Genomic DNA, 18,845 nt, shown 5'->3' on the forward strand with positions numbered 1-18,845 from the left:
AAGTGGAAGAGTTATGTCGACAACTGATGCGCAAAAACAACTGTCCGAGGCTGATCATCTTTGGATCAATGCAAACTTAATGACCTTTGAAGGCACAGAGTCCTATGGCACGCTCAATAACGCCATTATAGCCAGTAAAAATGGTCGCATCAGTTATATCGGCTCAATGACTGAGGACTTACTCGACACACTATCAGAGCTGAGCAACTCACAAGCCAACAAGATAACTGATCTACAGGGCAAGTGGTTAAGTCCGGGGCTAATCGATTGTCACACGCATCTGGTTTATGGCGGTAATCGCAGTCAGGAATTTGAACAACGTTTGACCGGTGTCAGCTACGAAGAAATTGCCCGTCAAGGCGGCGGTATTTTGTCCACCGTCAAAGCGACGCGCAAAGCCACTCATGAACAACTCGAAGCCAGTGCGTTAAAACGTATTGAACACCTGTTAAACGAAGGGGTAACCACACTGGAAATAAAATCCGGTTACGGCCTGGATACCGAAACCGAAATTAAAATGTTGCAAGTGGCACGAAGCATTGCAGAAAAAATCCCCGCCAATGTCACCACAACGTTTTTAGGCGCACATGCCCTGCCTCCAGAATACAAAGATCGCGCCGATGATTACATCACTCTGATATGTGAAGAAATGCTGCCCAAAGTTAAAGCGGAAAACTTAGCCGATGCCGTAGATGCCTTTTGCGAAAACATTGGCTTTTCTCCTGTACAGGTTAAGCGGCTTTTTGAACACGCCTCATCGATGGGCTTAGCGTTAAAACTTCACGCCGAGCAATTAACCGATCAACAAGGTACACAACTTGCGGCGAGCTTTAGCGCACTGTCAGTGGATCATCTGGAATACGTCAGTGAACAAGGCGTTAAAACCATTGCCGATAGTGGAACCGTTGCAGTATTGCTACCCGCTGCATTTTATTACTTACGGGAAAAACAATTGCCGCCAATACAATGGTTACGAGAGTATAAGGTTCCCATTGCTTTAGCGACCGACGCTAACCCCGGCAGTGCGCCCTGTACTTCGTTATTGTTAGTCACCAATATGGCATGCACGCTGTTTCAAATGACGCCAGAAGAAGCACTTAAGGGCGTTACCATCAATGCTGCTAAAGCACTTGGTATGGATCAAAAAGTTGGAAGCCTGGCGGTTGGCAAACAGGCGGACTTTGCCATTTGGGACATTGATGCCCCTTGCGATATTCCCTATGCGTTTGGCCATAATCCATGCGTAGCGGTTGTTAAAGATGGCGAACTGGTGCTGGATAAGCTTTCATCTTGAGAAGGTGCTGGATAAATTTTCATCCTGAGAATCCGTCATCCTGAAACTTTTTTACATTAGCAGGCGTCATTCTAAAACTTTTTTTAATTTTAAAAACCGATTACTTAAATACTCGTTTACAGCCAATTAATTATTCAGGGTTAACAGCTTACATAACAATTATGAACAAACAAAAACGCGAACAAATTTTTAAACGCTTCAAGGAGAATAATCCCGAGCCAACCACGGAGCTTGAGTATTCTTCGCCTTTTGAATTATTAATTGCCGTGATCTTGTCCGCACAGGCGACCGATGTTGGTGTGAATAAAGCAACCCGTAAGTTGTACCCTGTAGCCAACACGCCCGAGTCGATTTATGCCCTCGGTGTTGATGGGCTTAAGGAGTACATAAAAACCATCGGTCTGTATAACGCTAAAGCAGAAAACGTAATAAAAACCTGCAAAGCGCTTATTGAACAGCATCAGTCGCAAGTTCCGGATACTCGCGAAGCACTGGAAGCCCTGCCAGGCGTGGGCCGTAAAACGGCTAATGTGGTGTTAAATACGGCATTTGGTCAACCCACCATGGCGGTTGATACTCATATCTATCGCGTGTCGAACCGCACAAAAATTGCGCCGGGTAAAAATGTATTGGAAGTGGAAAAAAAGTTACTTAAGTTTGTTCCTAAAGACTATTTAATCGATGCGCATCACTGGTTGATATTGCACGGCCGATACACCTGTATCGCACGTAAACCACGCTGCGGTTCTTGCATTATCGAAGACCTGTGCGAATTTAAACAAAAGACCGAAATATAACGCCATGTTTGGAAATGATAGAACGCAGTTAAGACAACAGTTTTTTGATGTGTGGCAAAAAATGCAACAAAACGCCATTTTGACGCCACTGGAATCGCAAATTGCCAATGTCATTAACCAGCACAAAGAATACACGGCTATTTTTAGCAATGCCGAAGCGAATTTAAATAAAGATTATTTTCCGGAGCTGGGCGATACCAATCCATTTTTGCATATGTCGCTGCACATTGCTTTGCAAGAACAACTGAGCACCAACCGCCCTTTTGGCATCGTCAATTTATATCAGCAAGCGGTAAAGCAGAAAAAATCGGAACACGATGCACAGCACTGCCTGATGAATGCTCTGGCGGAAAGTATGTGGCAAGCTCAACAACAGCAGCGACAACCCACCGATCAAGAATATTTAGATTTAGTGAAGCGTCAGTTATTGTAAGTTTTATTTCATTGCTAGCGTGCAATTAACTTGAGAGTAAAACTCATGCCAAATTTAGACGCGTGTTGTTTTCGCGTCGTTCTCCAATGCCTGCTTAGGTAGAAATTTAAACAATATAAATATGTGGCCCTTCAACGCCGGTCTCCCACCATTCTTCTAATTCAGAAAATGCTGATGTTAACTCAAGAACAACTTCTTCTGGAGAGTAATACCAGCTGAAAGTTAATATTCTCTTCAGTAGAGGTTTATGTAAACTAAACCAACAAGACATAGGGCCACCTTTCTTTCTCTGAAGTCTCCCCATATTTTTGTTAAAAGTTATCTCAGTCCCTTCTAATTTGAAATTTAATACGAAGTACGGGCGCCAATACTTATCCCACTGAATATCGAAAAACTCAACTCGTTCGCCGTTCGTTCTTCTAAATTCCGCAAAGTGAGGATCACTAGTCTTTAATCTTTCAAATCCCTTTTCAAAGACAAAAGGATAAAAGCTCTTCTTTATTTCATCATTTAAAGGTTTAGCTTTTGAGGCCATATTTCTACCTAACGCCGCAGCGCGCGGCTTTGTAGTGGAGGCGAAGCCGAAACGAAAAAGCCGTCGCTGTGCCTGCGATTGTTAGGCATGCTACTCGCGCCCCCTGCTGGATTTATAATAGAACTCTTTAATGCGTGATATTGGCATGCCATGAAATATCATGAGCAACGGTGTTGCATAAACCATGAGCGGAAAGATTATCACTAGCAACTGATGCAAATTCGCTTTTTCATGCCCAGTATTTACAGCCATAATACCAAGGCCATAGCCTATTACCGCGCTAAATATCGCACAAATATGCAACAACAACTGTGATGGGCCGAGCCACTTTGGAGCCACAACGACCAGTAGGTCCTTCAGTACTAATAAGCTAAGAGGCATGCCTATAAAGAAAAGCAAAAGAAACCAGGTCGTAAGCCACGTCTCATTGTCCGTGCTGGATATTGCGAAACATAACGCTGCAACGAATAAGATGGTTGATATTGTTTTTGCTACGATGCTCATGTGTGCTTAACGTCCGGCTAATGTGCCATATTCCGGTTGCCACCCACAATGCCTACATGGTTTGCCTGAAGCAAAACCATTGTGAAGTTGTTTGCTCGGTATATTTTTACCATTGTTAAACTTAGATAGATTTTTACCGCATTGTGGACATTTTAAGGTGTAGTACACGCAAATGTGATAAGCCATGGCAGACATTAAGCTAATCGCAAATGTTAAGCCAGCACCCACGGGTAAGCTAATAACATCCATAGAGGCCAACAAATACGACCCAACTAAACCAATTGGCAAGATATAAAATTCAATGCCTCCTAGTTTAGTGATCCATGTCTTTTTGAGAGCTTCCAGTGTATTCATACGAGCACATAACGCCCGCATAAAATGCGGGTAATGCTTGGCTAAAATTCGCGAAGAATGAGCGCCAGCCAAGCGTTTGACGTCATTTTTGATGCGCTTGTTAAGTTACCTATTTAGACAGTATAAGCCACATTCATTAGCCCATTTTTCAATTTTTTCTGCGTGTTTAGGATTACGTAAGTAGAGAACATTAGTGTCGTCCCAGCTTTCAAAATATACAGCCTCCAACTCAGGCAGCACCACTTTATAAAAATGACTACTATCTACATTATGTGGAGCGCACATTAGGTAAGCTTCTTTAGCAGCATCCGAGGTAAATTTGCGAAATTGTGGTTTAGCCGAACTCCAACGACCTTTAAATGTAAAGTTTAGAACCTCAGTGTTATCGATTAATTTTTTCGCAAATTTAACGAATGTTGCATCTCTACTTTGTTGCTCTTCATCAGAAACATCAGATAAGTATTTAATTGAGTCTTCTGCTCCCAACCAACGGTCGAAAACCGAAACTGCCATGTAAGTATATGCATCTGTATCTTCTACAACATACAACTCATCAAGATCTGGATACTTTTCTCGCAAGTCTATTTGAGATTTTTTATCCAATGCCAGAAATTTACGCATATCTTCCTTGGTAACTTAACGCCTACCTCACCGGAGAAGTAATGTTGGCGGTTTTGCTGCGTATTTTTGCAGCAAAGGTGCCAATATTACGGAATCCGGTGGAGGTACTTGTTATGCATTAATGCTTGCCTCAGCGTGCCGCCTTACATATTGATTTAATAACTCAGCTAGATTGTCTTCGTATTTGTAGAACTCGTCGTCTAGCTGGTTTAAAGCTTCTTCATATTTTTCATCGTCTTCGTACGGCTCCAGTTGCTGCCACCGTTCCTCTCTATCTGATGACGGTAGGGAGTTTGGAAACCATGCTATTGCTTTTTTTAATAGCTCTGCAGACCTAACTGCACCAACTAATTGTAAGCTTTCTAGAATTTCTAAACAGTGGTCACCGAGTGAATTGAAGAAAAGTTGATCAAAGCCACCATTATGAATTTCTCCGTCGAAGCACCACAGAAGGTATACTAGCCTTGCTTCTTTTGAGATACGCTCAAGATATTCTGTATTTCCATCATCTTTATCAAAGACTATTTTAATACTCTGATCAAAGACTTCGTAAGCAGGCTCTTTTCGTTCAATGAATTCGGAAAATCTCATAATCTATCCCTGGTGCATAACGCCCCATTAAGGGGAAATTTATAGTTGGCTAAAATGACGAGCGAAGCGAGAAAAGCCAACTGTAAATTTTCCCGCTTGAATGGCTTGTTATATACCCTATACACGAATGCCATTTTCATAGTGATGGTGCTCCTGACTAGCAGACGTAAAACCACCAATAAAATTAGGTTGCTTACTTTTCTCCGCTACTTTTTCAGCCTTTATATTGTGCATATTATTTTCGATTGCCCAGTCAAAGACACCTTGATCAATTGGGTATTTGGTAAGAATACCTGTTAATGAATTATTTCTAATCCAACTTTCAGCCAAATCAAGCTCGCTAAAAACACCACCGGAGAATGCGGCATTACTTTTGTTGAATATCCAGACTGATTCCATTCACAAAACTCCAGAGGGTATATAACGCCAGCAATAAACGGCGCCCTGACAAGGGCGTCCGGTGGAGGCCGTAGGCCGGAACGAATTTAATTGCCTTGTTATGTATTTTCCCACTGAATTCGCCCTATGACTTTTGACTCGGCTTCTTCGATGGCGCCGCTTATGTCTTGGTAACCTCCAGAATCGACCCAAGTTGGCTCGGTAGCCGCCCCCGCGTACCTAAAGCGGACGTAGTATAGAAGGCCTTCTTCATTAAGAGGCATGGGCTCCTCGCCTGGCTCTAGCATGTCATCGGCTTCAGCCAGACTAAACCACCAATCGTAAGGCAGGCCGACGATATCGACCGGCCTCTCGGTAGTTCCATCGTATAGCCAGGTACCTATTTTTAAAAATTTGATACTCATCCTGACCTACAACCTACACATAACAGCTGATTGTATTCAGTAAATCACAATTAAATTCAAACATTTGTATATATTTTACTGAGTTATTTCTTAATTTCAGATACTTACGCAACTTCATTGAGAAGTCAATGCCGTAATTACGTAGCTTTTCTGCATACAATTCCAGACTCACTTTTTAACACCTATTTAAATCAATAACTTACAATTTTTTTGGCGTCGTAGTTACAAAAACAAATTGACAACAACTACTTATATAAGTAGCTTGTAATTTATAGCCATCATGGAGGATACAGCATGACAAAAAAGCCTAAGTTTATGCGTTTGGTCAGAGAGCAAATTAGAGCAATGCAGTACTCATATTTTACTGAGAAGAGCTATGTTTACTGGATTAAAAGCTATATTCATTTTAACAACCTCTTCACCCAAAAGACATGTCATCTCATGAAGTCAACGATTTCTTAACCCACTTAGCTGTTAACCGAAAGGTCTCACCCGCTACTCAAAACCAGGCTTTATGCGCTCTTGTGTTTCTGTATAAAGTAATTTTAAAACAACCGCTGGGGGAAAATTCAATTAATGCTGTTCGTTCTAAAATGCATCGTAACCTACCAGTAGTACTTTCTGTTATTGAGGTAAAGTCGTTACTTAGTACGATGTCTGGCTTGCCAAAACTCATGGCGCAACTAATCTATGGTACGGGTCTAAGAAAATCAGAAATTCATCGGCTGCGGGTGAAAGATATCGACTTTGATAGGAATCAAATTTCGGTAAAGCGTGGCAAAGGCAATAAAGATCGACCATTACCTTTGCCACAAGCGTGTCGAGCCCCACTAATAGAACAAATAGAATTTGTTAAGCAACTGCATTTAAAAGATCAAAGTGATCATTTAAATGGTGTTGAACTGCCTTATGCCCTTGAACGTAAAGAGCCAAACGCAGGTAAGTTACTCGCTTGGCAATGGATTTTTCCAAGCCTTCGCGTAAGTACCGATCCACGAACTCAAATCCTTCGTCGACACCATGTTCATCCCTCTGTTTTTGCCAAACATGTTAAAAAGGCTGTCGATAAAGCCCAAATCAATAAAAAAGTGACCGCACATGTGTTTAGGCACACTTTCGCAACGCACTTGCTTGAATCGGGTGCAGATATTAGAACCGTACAAGAGTTATTAGGGCATAATGACGTTAGAACCACTCAAATTTATACTCATGTGCTTAGTCGAAACTGTTCAGGAGCGCTTAGCCCATTAGATAAACTTTAAATCAGTTTTAAAAGATTTTATCGACAGAACAAACAACCCAGCTTAGGTTTTACTTAGAGTTATAAACACCCGCCGGTTCATCGCTCGGCCTTCTGCGGTGTGATTGCTTTCTATGGGCCTTCGTTCACCGTGATAACGCGTCACAATTTTTTGATTGCTCACGCCTTTCGCGAATAAATACTGCTTAACTTCATCAGCGCGGCGTTTGCTTAGGGCTCTGTTGTATCGACGTAATGCGATGCTATCCGTATGGCCTTCTACTAACACAACTTTAATGTCGTCATCGTATTTAATAAACTCAGCCAGTACATCGAGCTTTTGTTTATCATCAATACTCAGTTGGGACTTGTCGAAGGCAAAGTTCACCATGGTGTGTTTGATTTCTCTAAAATCGTACGGCAACAACGATTCGACACACGATAAAAAGTCGTCGTAAACAGACTGAAAGTTGACTGCCGACAATGCAATGGCGACACGATCACTGTTGTCCTGAAAATCTCGATAGAAAAACGCCGGATTCATTCCTCGCTCTAATGACACAAGCAATTTCCACGCAGACTCATCAACCAAATTGAGTGTTTTTTCACCCGGTACGGCCCCAACAGACTCTAACTGCCGAGCCATTTTACCCGGTTGCCACTGTGGCGCTAAGGCGCGTATATCAATGCGTTTATTGGTTGAAACCCGGTTGCGCATGCTGTCTAAAATAAACGCCATGTTAGGCGACCGACTAGCGCGTGCAAAAAAGGTGGCTTCACCGTAACGTGGGATCGAATGTTTTAACTCGCAGCGTACCGGATTGCCGACAAAATCCCATTTCGATTGTTCAATTTCGGCTTGATAGGTTCGAAACTCGGCGGAAATGGCCAAGGGTAATAGGCAAACGCTTTTTATAATCCACTGCAATGGGGTCCGTTTCATAGCACGTTTCATAGTACGCTTCATAATTACTCTCAGGTAAATGACTGTTTTTCGGTTATAAATTAGACGGCACAACTAATCGCGTCATTAAAATTAATGCATTCTTATCAATCTATCGGCCTCAAAATGGCCGACTTAAGGACTGAGGGGCAATTGATCACCGCTGTTTGGGGAAAGTTCGGGATTTGGCTGGAGCTCACCAACAAAATATACGACAATGCGCGTCTCACTTTTTAAGAGTATTGGTATGCTGGATAAACGATTTAGAGGCTTTTTCCCGGTTGTGGTGGATGTTGAAACGGGTGGATTTAATCATCAGACCGATGCCCTGCTGGAAATCGCTGCTGTTAGTCTTAAGTTCGATGACGATATGAATTTGGTGAAAGATGAGACATTTCACGAACATGTCGAACCCTTTGAAGGTGCCAATATCGAGCAAGCGGCTCTGGATGTAACCGGGATCGATCCAGAAAACCCGTTACGGGGCGCCATAGATGAAGCCACCGTCATCAAAGAACTGTTTAAATTTGTTCGCAAGGGTCAAAAAGCCGCCGGTTGCCAACGCTCCATATTGATTGGCCATAACCCGACCTTTGATTTGAGCTTCGTTAAAATGGCGGCGGAGCGCAATAACATTAAGCGCAATCCATTCCACCCTTTTTCGACCTTCGATACCGCCGCATTGGCGGCGTTGTGCTATGGCCAGACAGTATTGGCAAAAGCCTGCGAAGTCTCTGGTGTTGGCTTTGATAACACCGAGGCGCATTCGGCATTGTATGATACGGAAAAAACCGCTGATCTGTTTTGCACCATGATCAATCGTTATAAAACCCTGGGCGGATGGCCGCTGCAAGACAGCTGAAACTTTTAAAAGTTAGCTTTTTAAAAATTAAGCTTGATAAGAACTGATAACCTTAAAGTCACTTTATGGCAAAGTTGATCGCCGCCAATTCAAGGCCGCCACTATGGATGCGCAATAAACAGCCCCTTCTATAACGCTGCACATAAAAAGACTGACAGGCCCGAACACTTCCTCTCCAAACAGCGGCGCAATATTGTTGAGTGTAAACCGTGAGTTAGGAAACTGCTCCGCCAGAATGTTCAAACTACCCGCCAATAACTGCCCATCCAATACATAGATCAAAGCACCAGCGATGGCACCGCTTATAACAGCCATGGCCGTTATCCTTTGAGCGTTAATTGTTGGGTGGTCATTATTTAGTAGATTATTATTTTGTAGGTTAATTTTTTGCGGGTTGTCTGTTTGAGAGCTTTTAATTTGATCGCTTTTAATTTGAAAATCATCGTTTTGAATATTGTTTTTTTGAGAGTCGTTTTGTTGATAGTTCTCATTTTGAGAGTCATCATTTTGAAAGTTCTCTTTTTGAGAGTCCTCTTTTTGAAAGTCTCCGTTTTGAGCATTAAACGCCATAAATTGACCACTAAGCCAGCGCATAATGCCAACCGAGGCCCCTAAAACAGCCCCTTCCATAGGCCCTGTTATATCTCCGAGTGATTGCCCCAAAAGAAGATGAAAAGCGTCAACCCCCAGCAACTTAACAACAGCACCAACGGTCATTCCACCAATAGCCGCACCAACAATCGACCAGACAGTAATTTTTTGCGTTATCCGCTCTGCAGCGGCAAGACCGATTGAGATTCCGGCACCACCAACGATTGCCAGAATCATGGTGACGCTCACTAAAACCAGAAATGACGATACAGCACCTACTAAAACCGATGCAGAGAGTGAGGTGATTAAACCAAATATCAATCCTCCGATTATACCGGCAATGGCACTGCCACAAACGCCTCGCGCAACTGTCTGATAACTATCACCCGATAAAATGGTATGGCTTTTGGTGTCGGGGGAATCTATCCCACGGCTTATATCCGAGTCATTTGCCGTAAAAGCTTTATTGTTTTGCTCAGCTAGCGTTTTGGCAACACCCGACTCATGCCATATGACAGGCGCAATAAACCGGTAGCCGTGTTTGGGCACGGTTTCTATAAAGCTTGGTTTTGAAGCGCTATCACCCAGCTGTTTACGCAACACTCTTATGCATTGGGTCAAAGCTTCATCGGTCACGGCAGTGCCTTGCCAAACCGAATCGAAGAATTGTTGTTTGGAAATTAGCCTGCCCGGTTGCTGAACCAATAACGCCAGCGCATCCAGATAACGGGCATTCAACTCAACAGAATGACCGTCACGATACAGTTGACGATTCACCGGATTAAATTTAAAACCTTCGAAACAATAGCAACCAGACGACATTAACCCGACATACTCTTAATTTAGACACACCGCTAACGCGGCAAAAATTTATTATAGCGATACCAAGGTTTATCACAACCGGGAATGATCTTTAGAAACCGAGAGTCATCTCTAGCAACCGAGAATAATTCTTGGCAACCGAGAATAATCCTTGGTAACCGAGAATAATCCCTGTCAATTGAGAGCCACCCTTATCGACCTTACCGACATACTTGACCGAAATACTTGAAAGCTCAAAGCATTATCGCTTGTGCTCTTAATCATGATGATTGTATTTATTGCTCGGCTGCACGATTAAACAATCTGGCCGAGGTCATGTGTAACAGAACAAAAAATAAATTAAGCAGTAAAGTCGCCACTAATGAAGTATATGAATCTTTTGGCGACTCTAAAACACCCGAGTCTGGCCGAAGCAATAATCCAACCAACGTAGCCAGTACTTGAGTTACAGCCATAAGCTTCAACACAACCGACATGCCTTTTGCTTGAAAACGAACACTCATTGCACCTATGGCGGCCACCACAACCACTGCCAAATACAATTGATTGGCGCTATTATTTTCACTGCCAATAATGCCAACAGCGCCGTTTATCCAGAGCAATAAAAACAAAGACGCCAGTAATACAGCCACAGCCATCCGGTAACTATTGTTTAATGTGAGCGATAGCGCTAAATCCATTAATCCAGCGACAGAAAACAATAAAACACCGGCCACAACAAAGTCTCCAATTGTCCAGTTAACCTCGGTGGTAAACAACATGGCGAATAACGGCAGGGATAAAATAAGCAACGCACCTCCCCATAACAACAAGCGGAAACCGTTGAAATGGCTTAGAGGGTTTAATCGATTTCCGGGCTTACTTTTATTTGGTAAGTCATTTTGAGGGACTGATTGAGAATGATTTTGCTTTAGATTTTTTGACATGGCCTATACCTGATTAAAGTGGATAGGTCATTTTCTGTATAACGGTCTAAAAAAGCATGAGCAAATTATGAGGACTTGCTGATCACGGTAAAATTAAACGGATTACACAGCATTCTTGTGAGCCTTGGGAATAATTCGCTATGGGTTCAATCCACTATTGTTCGACAAATAATTATGGCAGGCATAAAAAAACGCCAGCATGCTGGCGTTTTTTTATAAACATTTTTTTATAAAACAAGGCAACAGAATTTAATCACCCTGCTTTAACATCGATTAAAGCTTGTCAGCTTCTGTCGACAAGTACTCAGCAACACCTTCTGGTGTAGCTTTCATACCTTTATCACCTTCTTTCCAACCGGCAGGGCAAACTTCGCCGTGCTCTTCATGGAAGTGCAACGCATCTACCATACGCAACATTTCGTCAACGTTACGGCCTAATGGTAAATCGTTAACGATTTGGTGACGTACATTACCTTCTTTGTCGATAAGGAAAGACGCACGGAAAGCAACGCCTGCTTCAGGGTGCTCAACATCATACGCCTGGCAAATGCTGTGCTTAGTATCGGCAACTAGTGTGTAACCCACTTCGCCAATACCGCCTTTATCAACAGGTGTGTTACGCCATGCGTTGTGGCTGAACTGAGAATCGATAGAAACACCGATCACTTCTACGCCACGCTTTTTGAATTCTTCCAAACGGCGATCAAAGGCGATCAACTCAGAAGGACACACAAAGGTGAAATCCAATGGATAGAAAAAGATAACTGCGTCTTTCCCTTTGATTGTCTGCTTAAGATTGAAATCACCAACGATTTCTCCGTTACCTAATACAGCTGCTGCAGTGAAGTCTGGTGCTTCACGTCCAACTAATACACCCATTTCATTTCTCCAATTGTTAAGAACATAAGTAATAACGAGGCGTCATTATAATCAAACCCGTGGCACTCTGTAATGGTTGCGTTATGACTATTAAAAGTAATCGTTTTTGTCGATTGTGCACAAATCCAACAAATTTACATTTTACTGATTGACAATCATTCTCATTCGCATATAATTACAATTATTGTTTGAGAGAGATTGTTATCAAGTGGTTCACCCTTTACTTTTTAACATTAAAATCAAGCAGTTAAAACACACTTAGTATTAGCTCAAGCTGAAACACCCCATCAGCTTTACATCAGGTAGCACGAATCATGTACGTTTGTTTATGTCGCGGAATCACCGACTCACAGATCAAACAGGCCATCAGTGAAGGCAAAGTCAACTGTATGCGCAGCTTAAGCAGCGAGTTTGGTATTGCTGGTGAGTGTGGAAAATGCGGCAAGCACGCAAAAGAACTGTTAAAACAAAGCGTTACACCACCTATCGCGTTTCATAACGTAGCCTAGGCAACACTGCTTCTTATCTTACTCGATACACTCTTAACCGATATACTCTTACACGATAAGCTCTGCTCAATATAGTTTTATTCAACTTACTTTCTGCTCAATCCACTCTGTTTGTAGGCTCAACGCCTCGCTTTGAGCCTATATCTTTGAATAAAAGCATCATCTGTTCCAATCAATTCTTTTAAACAAATCCAAAGCCATCAACCACTGACCGCCCTATTTACCGTATTAAAGATTTACTCGGTGTAATGTCTGGCGGATTCAAGTGCGGTAGCTAAGTCAGCTTCAGAAGCCCATTGTCTATAACGCTCAAGCATGGATTGATAATGCTCAGGGATATCAGACTCGGGTGCACCACTGAATTGATAAGCCATGCCTTCGATTAACCAGTCTGGCATGGTTAAGGTATTGATTGCCCCAAGATGTTTAAATTGTGCCCAATGCACCATTTCGTGAGTTGAAATATAGGGCTGCCAGGACTCAGGCGCAATAATGGTTCCTAAATAAGGGTATGACATGGCGCGTTCATTACCCCCACCAAATGAGGCGTAACAGGCTTTTGACCGACAATAAACGAACTTAGCGGATGTATCATGGTGAATGCCGTGGGCCGTCATCTGTTTAACTGAAGCTAAATACAGCTCTTCGGCCATTGGCAAAGCCGCTTCATCATCAACACAAACATTAGCCTGACAAATCACATTATTGGCAGAAGGTATGAGTAATCGAACCGGCTTAACCAGCCACCAGAGCATAACAGGCAGCGAAAGGATAAAAAGAATAGAAAGCCGAATGATCAATAGAAGGATATCACCAGTGGTTTTAACAATTAAGCTTGGGCGAATCATCCAACTTGAGGGACAAATTATCTAAATTGGGAAACGAATCATCCAAGTTGGGGAATGAATTATCTAAGCTGGAGCATATATCTGCCCCAGCTTAGAGGCAATCAAGATTAATACCTTGATAATCTATAGCTTAAATACCTATAGATTGCTGCAGCGAATTAAGCTTCCAGCGGCTTTCTGGTTTCTTTAATGAGCTCTTGCAACTCACCTTTTTGAAACATTTCGAGCAAAATATCGCAGCCGCCAATTAACTCACCTTTTACCCACAACTGTGGGAAAGTTGGCCAGTTAGCGTAATTCGGCAATTCGGCACGAATATCTGGATTCTCAAGAACATCCACATACGCAAATTCTTCACCGCACTGCATTAATGCTTGTACAGTTTGAGCCGAAAAACCGCACATTGGCAGTTTAGGCGATCCTTTCATGTATAAAAGAATGTCGTTTTCAGCAATTTGCTGTTTAATGCGATCGACCGTTTCCATTAATACCTCAATTCATCAGTTGTAAGAACACCCCCGATCTTAATCAACCCTATGCCGATAAGCCACCCCATAAGCCCTAAAAAGGCAAATAAATCATTCTATGGTCAGAATTTCTGGTCATGGATATTTTCGATTACTCCCATTAGTTATAAAAAAAGGCCTGACAAGCCTTACCAAGAGTGACTACAATAGTGGGCTGTACCATACATTGTTCGATTAAACTCAAAATTAAACTTCGAAGGAGTTTTGAATATGGCATTTGAACTACCGGCTCTTCCTTACGCTAAGGACGCATTGGCGCCCACAATTTCTGAAGAAACACTGGAGTTCCATTACGGTAAGCACCACAACACATACGTTGATAAATTAAACGGTCTGGTAAAAGGCACCGAATTTGAAAATGCCTCGTTAGAAGACGTGATTAAAAAATCATCGGGTGGTGTATTCAATAATGCAGCACAAGTTTGGAACCACACCTTCTACTGGAACAGCATGAGCCCAAATGGCGGCGGCGAACCAGAAGGTGCATTGGCTGACGCGATTAATGAAACCTTCGGTAGCTTTGAAGATTTCAAAAAGAAATTTTCTGAGTCCGCAGCTAATAACTTTGGTTCTGGCTGGACCTGGTTAGTGAAAAATGGCGAAGGTAAACTGGAAATTGTGAACACCTCTAACGCAGGTTGCCCAATTACTGACGGTTTAACCCCGCTGATCACCGTTGACGTTTGGGAACACGCTTACTACATCGATTATCGTAATGCGCGCCCTAAATACCTGGAAGGCTTCTTTAAATTAGCCAACTGGGATTTTGCCGCTAAAAACTTTGCATAAGCAATAACTTTAGAATTAAAAAAGGCTCCGCTTGGAGCCTTTTTTAATCTTACATTTTTTATTCAGCCACAAATATATTTTGTGGCGTCATTTTAGAAAAACTCACCATCCAATACTTTTGATGGGCTAATAATGTCTTGCTAAGTATTAAAACTTAGTTCAATCAACTGGCTCGCAGTGTTCGATAGAAAAATGGTACACTCGCTCTTCTTCAGAGTTTTTAACAGTAAAGCTTTTTGAATCGTGTGTTACAACTTTAAAATCATTACTCAATAGTTTATACAAAGTTGCACACTTCGAACGTGCATCCGTTTCAACTAGACCTTTTCTTTGTACATACTCATAGAACGTTTCGTCTTCTAAAAGATCTGGAATATCAATATCATCAATATTGAAAACCAAAACATCTTTCTCTTCTTTGCTTGTTGCATCTACTTTTTTAGCTTGATCTTTAGAAGCGCAACCTGACAGAATTATTAATAGAGTAAAGCTATAGAGTACATGATTTAATTTCATATTTTTATTCATCTCCTTTAATTTCATTCAAACCAGCGTAACCTGAACGTACTCAATATATAATTCGCAAATTTATTATCAACGTCAGCTTTGTTCGCGTAGTTTAACCAACTCGTTGTAATGGATAATATTTGTTCCAGTATATCTTCGGCATCTTGTTTTTTGATATTGGCAATTTTAGCCACGGCTAACAAATCTTCACGTTGAAAATTATCACGCTTGCCATTAATACTCATTTGGTGTTGCGCCGTCCAAAGCCCATCGGGATTATACGAAAAACACACATCAAATGCCGGCGATAGCCGCCACTTTCCGGCTTTATTCATAACGTAGGCAATGTTTTTAGTGTGGTCATCCTGATTCCGAGTAACTGCATTAAACACCATACGCTTAAACTGTTGCAGCTTGTCATCTTTGGACAATTCCAGTTTGTCCATAACAGAAAACGCTTGTTCGTAACTGTGCGCGCCAGCCATATTAAAATCCAGATGATTGATGGCGCATAAACTTTGCACATGCAACTTGTCACCATTATCAAAACGATCGAAGCGCTTGGTAATAAAATGCGCCCGACCGTTTTCTTGCAATAAATGACTGTCCATCATGGTGATCCCACAGTCTTTTGCCATTAAATAATAAGCGTATTCAACACGGCCAAATCCTTGAGGATCATTCAGCTCTTTATCTCGATTATGTTGAATGCCATCAAATTTTAAAATCCAGTAACTGAAGGAGTCCGGAGCGGTTATTTGTCCGGAACGAATTTCATTACTTTGTTGATCCCAGGCGACGATGGCTTTGGCGCGAGCACCACCGGCTGACGTGCCTATTCTGATGATATCTTCAAAGGCTTTTTCTTTTTGCCGGTCATACTCAATATTGGCCATTAACGATTGCCGCTGCGACAATACATCGTTTGCCAAAGAGACCATGGTATCGATTTCGATCCTATGAGACTGGCCTGTTCGACCACGTGTTGACGGCTGAAACTCAAGCGCACCCATGCCACGATTGCCCATATAACAGAGTCGCTCTATCGGCGAAAAGCTTGCCTGGCTTCGTCCCTGTTTTGCAAGCCAGGCATCTATCAGTGCATTACCGAATTTATCGGGCAGACTGTCGGCCAGTAATCCTGGCAAACCAAAATAGGTGTCTTTGTTTAAACCGGCAAACTGATAAACCCGATCACTTAGCGGCATGGTCAGTGGCGCAGGCTGGGTATTTTGTTTTAAAAACTCCGGACGGTATTGAAAATCGGCAATGCCTTTTTCACGGTTCCAGGCAACTGCGGCAATTTTTTCACCCCATAACACCACATCGGCCACTTCCACCCGTGCTTCAGATTGTTGTTGCGTTACCATGTCCAGTCGCCCTGCTCATCATCTGGCTGAGCTTTTGACGAACTCTGACGCTCGCCCGTTGCCCGCTGCCGTTTACGACCTTTTAACTTAGCCAGCTCAACCGGACTGATGCTTGCCGTTTCCATTAATGGCTGCAACAGATCCTCGGCCTTCAATGCCAACAGTATTTTGACAATCGTAGACAGCGAGGTGCTATGTCCTGTTTCTGCCTGCACCAGTGTTCTACGCGAGATGTCGGCGCTCTTTGCCACTTGCTCCTGACTTAAATTTGCGTCAAGTCGTGTTTGCTGAAGCTTCTGACCAATCTTTTCGATAATTTGCTGCTCTTGCTCCATGCTATACGCTCCTCTAAAAGGGATCTGTCACTCCGCTTTCACATACCGTCTTATATGCGTTGTTTTTTATAGGTTGTTTGTTATACGTTTTCTTCTATGAACTCTATACAAGCACACCACCAAAAGCAATATTTCGAGTAAAAATATGCTCACAATCTATACAAATAACGATTATGCGTAAATTATAGCTCAAACAACACAATAATCAATATTGAGTATTATATTACTCAAATTAGCCAATATATTTAGCTATGAGCGTTTATTTACTCATTAATTAAAATAAGTGACTCCAAAAAGAGTAGTAAGCGTAAACCGGATAAAGTTATTGTAAGGCGGCGTCGAGCACTTGTTGAATCAGGCGCTGATCGGCCTGCTCGATGTTATCCTGAGTCATGCAGTGGGCCACATAATCGCGAACGGTTTGTGCGGGATCTGCGACATCATCAAACTGCTGATGCGCCAAGGCAACCTGTGGGATCACATAGCCAATGGCAAACAGGTCGTATTCTTCGTCGGCTTCCATTTCGCGTAAAAGAGTTTCCGTTTTAGTCCAAAAATCAGTCATTTAAAACCTCTCGATTGATTCCGCCATAATAATAGAAAGCAAAGCTATAATAAATAGAACAAACAGACGCATCATACAGGTTTATTATGGGTGTACCTACCGAGAAAGAGTTACAACAAGCATTAACGACCGCAGCGACCATGCGGGAACAAAATAACGATCATGACTTTATTGCCAAGTCGTTGTTGAACCTTAACCACCGTGTAGAGCTACTGGAAAAAGTAAAACATTACGCCAAATTATATTTGCGTTCCGGTCAGGGATCTCAAGAACACACGCTGCTATTAAGAGCCATCGACAAAGCCGAGCGAGCTGCGCTTAACTCCACCGACGGACTCGACAAGTTCTAGAGCGTGTTTGTCTAAAAGTAATTCAAAATAAATTGTAAACAGATAACGTTTACGTTGCGGCTTTCATCCGCTCAACAAACAGTGCCAGCTCAGACAACATTTTTGTTTTGTTCGATAAATTATTTTCAATAATGTTAACCACAGCAGAACCAGAAATGGCTCCTTTAAAGCCATGGGCTTTTGCTTCAGTTACCTGCTCCGGCTTTGAAATTCCAAATCCCATAACAGGTGGCGCGGCGTTGTATTGAGTCAGTTTTTGCATAATATCTTGAGACGGCATTTTTGCTGCAATGCCTGCACCAGTAACACCGGCCCGACCTAAAACATAAGTGTAACCTTTACTCAGTTTCGCCACTTGTTGCAAAGTTTTTTCACCAGGATTAGGTGGTAAAATATGCACCGACTCGACACCGTGTTTATTAGCAATACCATCAAACAGCGTTGATTCCCGTAGTGGTACATCGGCAATCAATACCGAATCAATTTGATCGGTTGCGCATTGTTTATAAAATGCTTCAATACCTTTGCGATAAACAAGATTGGAGTAGAGTAATAAACCAATCGGGATATCCGGAAAAAGCTCTCGCACCCGCGCCAGTATTTCAAATGAGCGAGTGGTCGTCATATTTGATGACAGCGCACGAATGGCCGCCGTTTGAATAACCGGGCCATCCGCAACCGGATCAGAAAACGGAATACCAAGCTCTAAAGCATCGGCGCCCGCTTCAACCAATGTTTTAATAATGTCTATTGATGTATCAAAATCAGGATCACCCAGCATCACAAAAGGAATAAACGCAATACGCTTTTGTTGATCACATTGACGGAATAAAGATTCGTAACGACTCAT

Annotated in this window: 25 protein-coding genes and 1 pseudogene; 8 read left to right on the forward strand and 18 right to left on the reverse strand. The window is 42.4% G+C overall.

The features are described 5' to 3' along the window. Positions 1–13 precede the first annotated feature (13 nt). From hutI to C8D97_RS11170, 3 genes are all read left to right on the forward strand, one after another. On the forward strand, positions 14–1,294 hold the full coding sequence (hutI, locus tag C8D97_RS11160) for an imidazolonepropionase (RefSeq protein WP_109763854.1): 1,281 nt from the start codon (positions 14–16) through the stop codon (positions 1,292–1,294). A gap of 161 nt (positions 1,295–1,455) precedes the next feature. Further along, on the forward strand, positions 1,456–2,091 hold the full coding sequence (nth, locus tag C8D97_RS11165; RefSeq protein ID WP_109763855.1) for an endonuclease III: 636 nt from the start codon (positions 1,456–1,458) through the stop codon (positions 2,089–2,091). Positions 2,092–2,095: 4 nt separating this feature from the next. Beyond that, positions 2,096–2,524: a DUF1841 family protein gene (locus C8D97_RS11170; protein ID WP_109763856.1), complete on the forward strand. Its 429-nt coding sequence runs from the start codon at positions 2,096–2,098 to the stop codon at positions 2,522–2,524. 106 nt (positions 2,525–2,630) lie between these two features. Here the strand turns inward: C8D97_RS11170 and C8D97_RS11175 are convergent, their stop codons facing one another. From C8D97_RS11175 to C8D97_RS18160, 7 genes are all read right to left on the reverse strand, one after another. Beyond that, the gene (locus C8D97_RS11175; protein ID WP_109763857.1) at positions 2,631–3,059 is read right to left on the reverse strand and encodes a hypothetical protein; all 429 of its coding nucleotides are present in this window, start codon (positions 3,057–3,059) and stop codon (positions 2,631–2,633) included. A gap of 90 nt (positions 3,060–3,149) precedes the next feature. Next, positions 3,150–3,563, reverse strand: coding sequence for a hypothetical protein (locus C8D97_RS11180; RefSeq protein WP_109763858.1), 414 nt, complete (start codon positions 3,561–3,563; stop codon positions 3,150–3,152). A 6-nt stretch (positions 3,564–3,569) separates the two neighbouring features. After that, on the reverse strand, positions 3,570–3,917 hold the full coding sequence (locus C8D97_RS11185; RefSeq protein WP_109763859.1) for a hypothetical protein: 348 nt from the start codon (positions 3,915–3,917) through the stop codon (positions 3,570–3,572). 105 nt (positions 3,918–4,022) lie between these two features. Further along, the gene (locus C8D97_RS11190) at positions 4,023–4,538 is read right to left on the reverse strand and encodes a hypothetical protein (protein ID WP_109763860.1); all 516 of its coding nucleotides are present in this window, start codon (positions 4,536–4,538) and stop codon (positions 4,023–4,025) included. A gap of 111 nt (positions 4,539–4,649) precedes the next feature. After that, on the reverse strand, positions 4,650–5,129 hold the full coding sequence (locus C8D97_RS11195) for a DMP19 family protein (RefSeq protein ID WP_109763861.1): 480 nt from the start codon (positions 5,127–5,129) through the stop codon (positions 4,650–4,652). Positions 5,130–5,246: 117 nt separating this feature from the next. Beyond that, on the reverse strand, positions 5,247–5,528 hold the full coding sequence (locus tag C8D97_RS11200; RefSeq protein ID WP_109763862.1) for a DUF7710 domain-containing protein: 282 nt from the start codon (positions 5,526–5,528) through the stop codon (positions 5,247–5,249). Between the two features lie 98 nt (positions 5,529–5,626). After that, complete coding sequence (locus C8D97_RS18160; protein ID WP_170115222.1) at positions 5,627–5,791, reverse strand: hypothetical protein; 165 nt, start codon at positions 5,789–5,791, stop codon at positions 5,627–5,629. Between the two features lie 486 nt (positions 5,792–6,277). Here C8D97_RS18160 and C8D97_RS11210 point away from each other — a divergent pair. Further along, positions 6,278–7,194: pseudogene (locus tag C8D97_RS11210) on the forward strand (integron integrase). Between the two features lie 42 nt (positions 7,195–7,236). Here C8D97_RS11210 and C8D97_RS11215 read toward each other — a convergent pair. After that, positions 7,237–8,139 carry a flagellar protein MotY gene (locus C8D97_RS11215; RefSeq protein WP_109763864.1) on the reverse strand — a complete coding sequence of 301 codons (903 nt, stop codon included), beginning with the start codon at positions 8,137–8,139 and terminating at the stop codon, positions 7,237–7,239. Positions 8,140–8,362: 223 nt separating this feature from the next. Between C8D97_RS11215 and rnt the strand changes: the two genes are divergently transcribed. Further along, positions 8,363–8,977, forward strand: a complete 615-nt coding sequence (gene rnt, locus C8D97_RS11220; RefSeq protein WP_109763865.1) for a ribonuclease T — start codon at positions 8,363–8,365, stop codon at positions 8,975–8,977. A 63-nt stretch (positions 8,978–9,040) separates the two neighbouring features. Here the strand turns inward: rnt and C8D97_RS11225 are convergent, their stop codons facing one another. The 3 genes from C8D97_RS11225 to C8D97_RS11235 form a co-directional block, all read right to left on the reverse strand. Further along, complete coding sequence (locus tag C8D97_RS11225; protein WP_109763866.1) at positions 9,041–10,390, reverse strand: winged helix-turn-helix domain-containing protein; 1,350 nt, start codon at positions 10,388–10,390, stop codon at positions 9,041–9,043. A gap of 275 nt (positions 10,391–10,665) precedes the next feature. Further along, entirely contained in the window at positions 10,666–11,316 is a 651-nt protein-coding gene (locus C8D97_RS11230) for a hypothetical protein (protein WP_109763867.1), read from the reverse strand. A gap of 273 nt (positions 11,317–11,589) precedes the next feature. After that, entirely contained in the window at positions 11,590–12,195 is a 606-nt protein-coding gene (locus C8D97_RS11235) for a peroxiredoxin (protein WP_109763868.1), read from the reverse strand. A gap of 314 nt (positions 12,196–12,509) precedes the next feature. On the opposite strand from C8D97_RS11235, the gene C8D97_RS11240 reads away from it, so the two are divergent. Beyond that, positions 12,510–12,704, forward strand: coding sequence for a (2Fe-2S)-binding protein (locus tag C8D97_RS11240; protein WP_109763869.1), 195 nt, complete (start codon positions 12,510–12,512; stop codon positions 12,702–12,704). Between the two features lie 236 nt (positions 12,705–12,940). On the opposite strand, the gene C8D97_RS11245 is transcribed toward C8D97_RS11240, so the two are convergent. Continuing rightward, positions 12,941–13,552 carry a hypothetical protein gene (locus C8D97_RS11245; protein ID WP_109763870.1) on the reverse strand — a complete coding sequence of 204 codons (612 nt, stop codon included), beginning with the start codon at positions 13,550–13,552 and terminating at the stop codon, positions 12,941–12,943. 158 nt (positions 13,553–13,710) lie between these two features. After that, positions 13,711–14,037, reverse strand: coding sequence for a Grx4 family monothiol glutaredoxin (gene grxD / locus C8D97_RS11250; RefSeq protein ID WP_109763871.1), 327 nt, complete (start codon positions 14,035–14,037; stop codon positions 13,711–13,713). A 252-nt stretch (positions 14,038–14,289) separates the two neighbouring features. Between grxD and C8D97_RS11255 the strand changes: the two genes are divergently transcribed. Next, entirely contained in the window at positions 14,290–14,868 is a 579-nt protein-coding gene (locus C8D97_RS11255; RefSeq protein WP_109763872.1) for a superoxide dismutase, read from the forward strand. Between the two features lie 159 nt (positions 14,869–15,027). Here C8D97_RS11255 and C8D97_RS11260 read toward each other — a convergent pair whose 3' ends face one another. From C8D97_RS11260 to C8D97_RS11275, 4 genes are all read right to left on the reverse strand, one after another. Further along, positions 15,028–15,384 carry a hypothetical protein gene (locus tag C8D97_RS11260; protein WP_146196136.1) on the reverse strand — a complete coding sequence of 119 codons (357 nt, stop codon included), beginning with the start codon at positions 15,382–15,384 and terminating at the stop codon, positions 15,028–15,030. A 23-nt stretch (positions 15,385–15,407) separates the two neighbouring features. Continuing rightward, positions 15,408–16,745: a type II toxin-antitoxin system HipA family toxin gene (locus tag C8D97_RS11265; RefSeq protein WP_109763874.1), complete on the reverse strand. Its 1,338-nt coding sequence runs from the start codon at positions 16,743–16,745 to the stop codon at positions 15,408–15,410. Continuing rightward, positions 16,739–17,080 carry a helix-turn-helix transcriptional regulator gene (locus tag C8D97_RS11270; protein WP_109763875.1) on the reverse strand — a complete coding sequence of 114 codons (342 nt, stop codon included), beginning with the start codon at positions 17,078–17,080 and terminating at the stop codon, positions 16,739–16,741. The genes C8D97_RS11265 and C8D97_RS11270 overlap by 7 nt, the downstream gene beginning before the upstream one ends. Positions 17,081–17,402: 322 nt before the next feature. Continuing rightward, positions 17,403–17,645 (reverse strand): hypothetical protein, encoded by a 243-nt coding sequence (locus C8D97_RS11275; RefSeq protein WP_109763876.1) that lies wholly within the window; start codon positions 17,643–17,645, stop codon positions 17,403–17,405. An 86-nt stretch (positions 17,646–17,731) separates the two neighbouring features. Between C8D97_RS11275 and C8D97_RS11280 the strand changes: the two genes are divergently transcribed. Further along, positions 17,732–17,995: a hypothetical protein gene (locus C8D97_RS11280; RefSeq protein ID WP_109763877.1), complete on the forward strand. Its 264-nt coding sequence runs from the start codon at positions 17,732–17,734 to the stop codon at positions 17,993–17,995. Between the two features lie 49 nt (positions 17,996–18,044). Here the strand turns inward: C8D97_RS11280 and trpA are convergent, their stop codons facing one another. Continuing rightward, on the reverse strand, positions 18,045–18,845 hold the full coding sequence (trpA, locus tag C8D97_RS11285; RefSeq protein WP_109763878.1) for a tryptophan synthase subunit alpha: 801 nt from the start codon (positions 18,843–18,845) through the stop codon (positions 18,045–18,047).

Source organism: Pleionea mediterranea (genome assembly GCF_003148745.1).
Taxonomy (GTDB): domain Bacteria; phylum Pseudomonadota; class Gammaproteobacteria; order Enterobacterales; family Kangiellaceae; genus Pleionea; species Pleionea mediterranea.

Excerpts from the sequence above, each read along its gene's own strand:
- hutI (WP_109763854.1), top strand. The coding sequence starts at position 14 with ATGTCGACAACTGATGCGCAAAAACAACTGTCCGAGGCTGATCATCTT.
- nth (WP_109763855.1), top strand. The coding sequence starts at position 1,456 with ATGAACAAACAAAAACGCGAACAAATTTTTAAACGCTTCAAGGAGAAT.
- C8D97_RS11170 (WP_109763856.1), top strand. The coding sequence starts at position 2,096 with ATGTTTGGAAATGATAGAACGCAGTTAAGACAACAGTTTTTTGATGTG.
- C8D97_RS11175 (WP_109763857.1), bottom strand. The coding sequence starts at position 3,059 with ATGGCCTCAAAAGCTAAACCTTTAAATGATGAAATAAAGAAGAGCTTT.
- C8D97_RS11180 (WP_109763858.1), bottom strand. The coding sequence starts at position 3,563 with ATGAGCATCGTAGCAAAAACAATATCAACCATCTTATTCGTTGCAGCG.
- C8D97_RS11185 (WP_109763859.1), bottom strand. The coding sequence starts at position 3,917 with ATGAATACACTGGAAGCTCTCAAAAAGACATGGATCACTAAACTAGGA.
- C8D97_RS11190 (WP_109763860.1), bottom strand. The coding sequence starts at position 4,538 with ATGCGTAAATTTCTGGCATTGGATAAAAAATCTCAAATAGACTTGCGA.
- C8D97_RS11195 (WP_109763861.1), bottom strand. The coding sequence starts at position 5,129 with ATGAGATTTTCCGAATTCATTGAACGAAAAGAGCCTGCTTACGAAGTC.
- C8D97_RS11200 (WP_109763862.1), bottom strand. The coding sequence starts at position 5,528 with ATGGAATCAGTCTGGATATTCAACAAAAGTAATGCCGCATTCTCCGGT.
- C8D97_RS18160 (WP_170115222.1), bottom strand. The coding sequence starts at position 5,791 with ATGCCTCTTAATGAAGAAGGCCTTCTATACTACGTCCGCTTTAGGTAC.
- C8D97_RS11215 (WP_109763864.1), bottom strand. The coding sequence starts at position 8,139 with ATGAAGCGTACTATGAAACGTGCTATGAAACGGACCCCATTGCAGTGG.
- rnt (WP_109763865.1), top strand. The coding sequence starts at position 8,363 with ATGCTGGATAAACGATTTAGAGGCTTTTTCCCGGTTGTGGTGGATGTT.
- C8D97_RS11225 (WP_109763866.1), bottom strand. The coding sequence starts at position 10,390 with ATGTCGTCTGGTTGCTATTGTTTCGAAGGTTTTAAATTTAATCCGGTG.
- C8D97_RS11230 (WP_109763867.1), bottom strand. The coding sequence starts at position 11,316 with ATGTCAAAAAATCTAAAGCAAAATCATTCTCAATCAGTCCCTCAAAAT.
- C8D97_RS11235 (WP_109763868.1), bottom strand. The coding sequence starts at position 12,195 with ATGGGTGTATTAGTTGGACGTGAAGCACCAGACTTCACTGCAGCAGCT.
- C8D97_RS11240 (WP_109763869.1), top strand. The coding sequence starts at position 12,510 with ATGTACGTTTGTTTATGTCGCGGAATCACCGACTCACAGATCAAACAG.
- C8D97_RS11245 (WP_109763870.1), bottom strand. The coding sequence starts at position 13,552 with ATGATTCGCCCAAGCTTAATTGTTAAAACCACTGGTGATATCCTTCTA.
- grxD (WP_109763871.1), bottom strand. The coding sequence starts at position 14,037 with ATGGAAACGGTCGATCGCATTAAACAGCAAATTGCTGAAAACGACATT.
- C8D97_RS11255 (WP_109763872.1), top strand. The coding sequence starts at position 14,290 with ATGGCATTTGAACTACCGGCTCTTCCTTACGCTAAGGACGCATTGGCG.
- C8D97_RS11260 (WP_146196136.1), bottom strand. The coding sequence starts at position 15,384 with ATGAAATTAAATCATGTACTCTATAGCTTTACTCTATTAATAATTCTG.
- C8D97_RS11265 (WP_109763874.1), bottom strand. The coding sequence starts at position 16,745 with ATGGTAACGCAACAACAATCTGAAGCACGGGTGGAAGTGGCCGATGTG.
- C8D97_RS11270 (WP_109763875.1), bottom strand. The coding sequence starts at position 17,080 with ATGGAGCAAGAGCAGCAAATTATCGAAAAGATTGGTCAGAAGCTTCAG.
- C8D97_RS11275 (WP_109763876.1), bottom strand. The coding sequence starts at position 17,645 with ATGACTGATTTTTGGACTAAAACGGAAACTCTTTTACGCGAAATGGAA.
- C8D97_RS11280 (WP_109763877.1), top strand. The coding sequence starts at position 17,732 with ATGGGTGTACCTACCGAGAAAGAGTTACAACAAGCATTAACGACCGCA.
- trpA (WP_109763878.1), bottom strand. The coding sequence starts at position 18,845 with ATGAGTCGTTACGAATCTTTATTCCGTCAATGTGATCAACAAAAGCGT.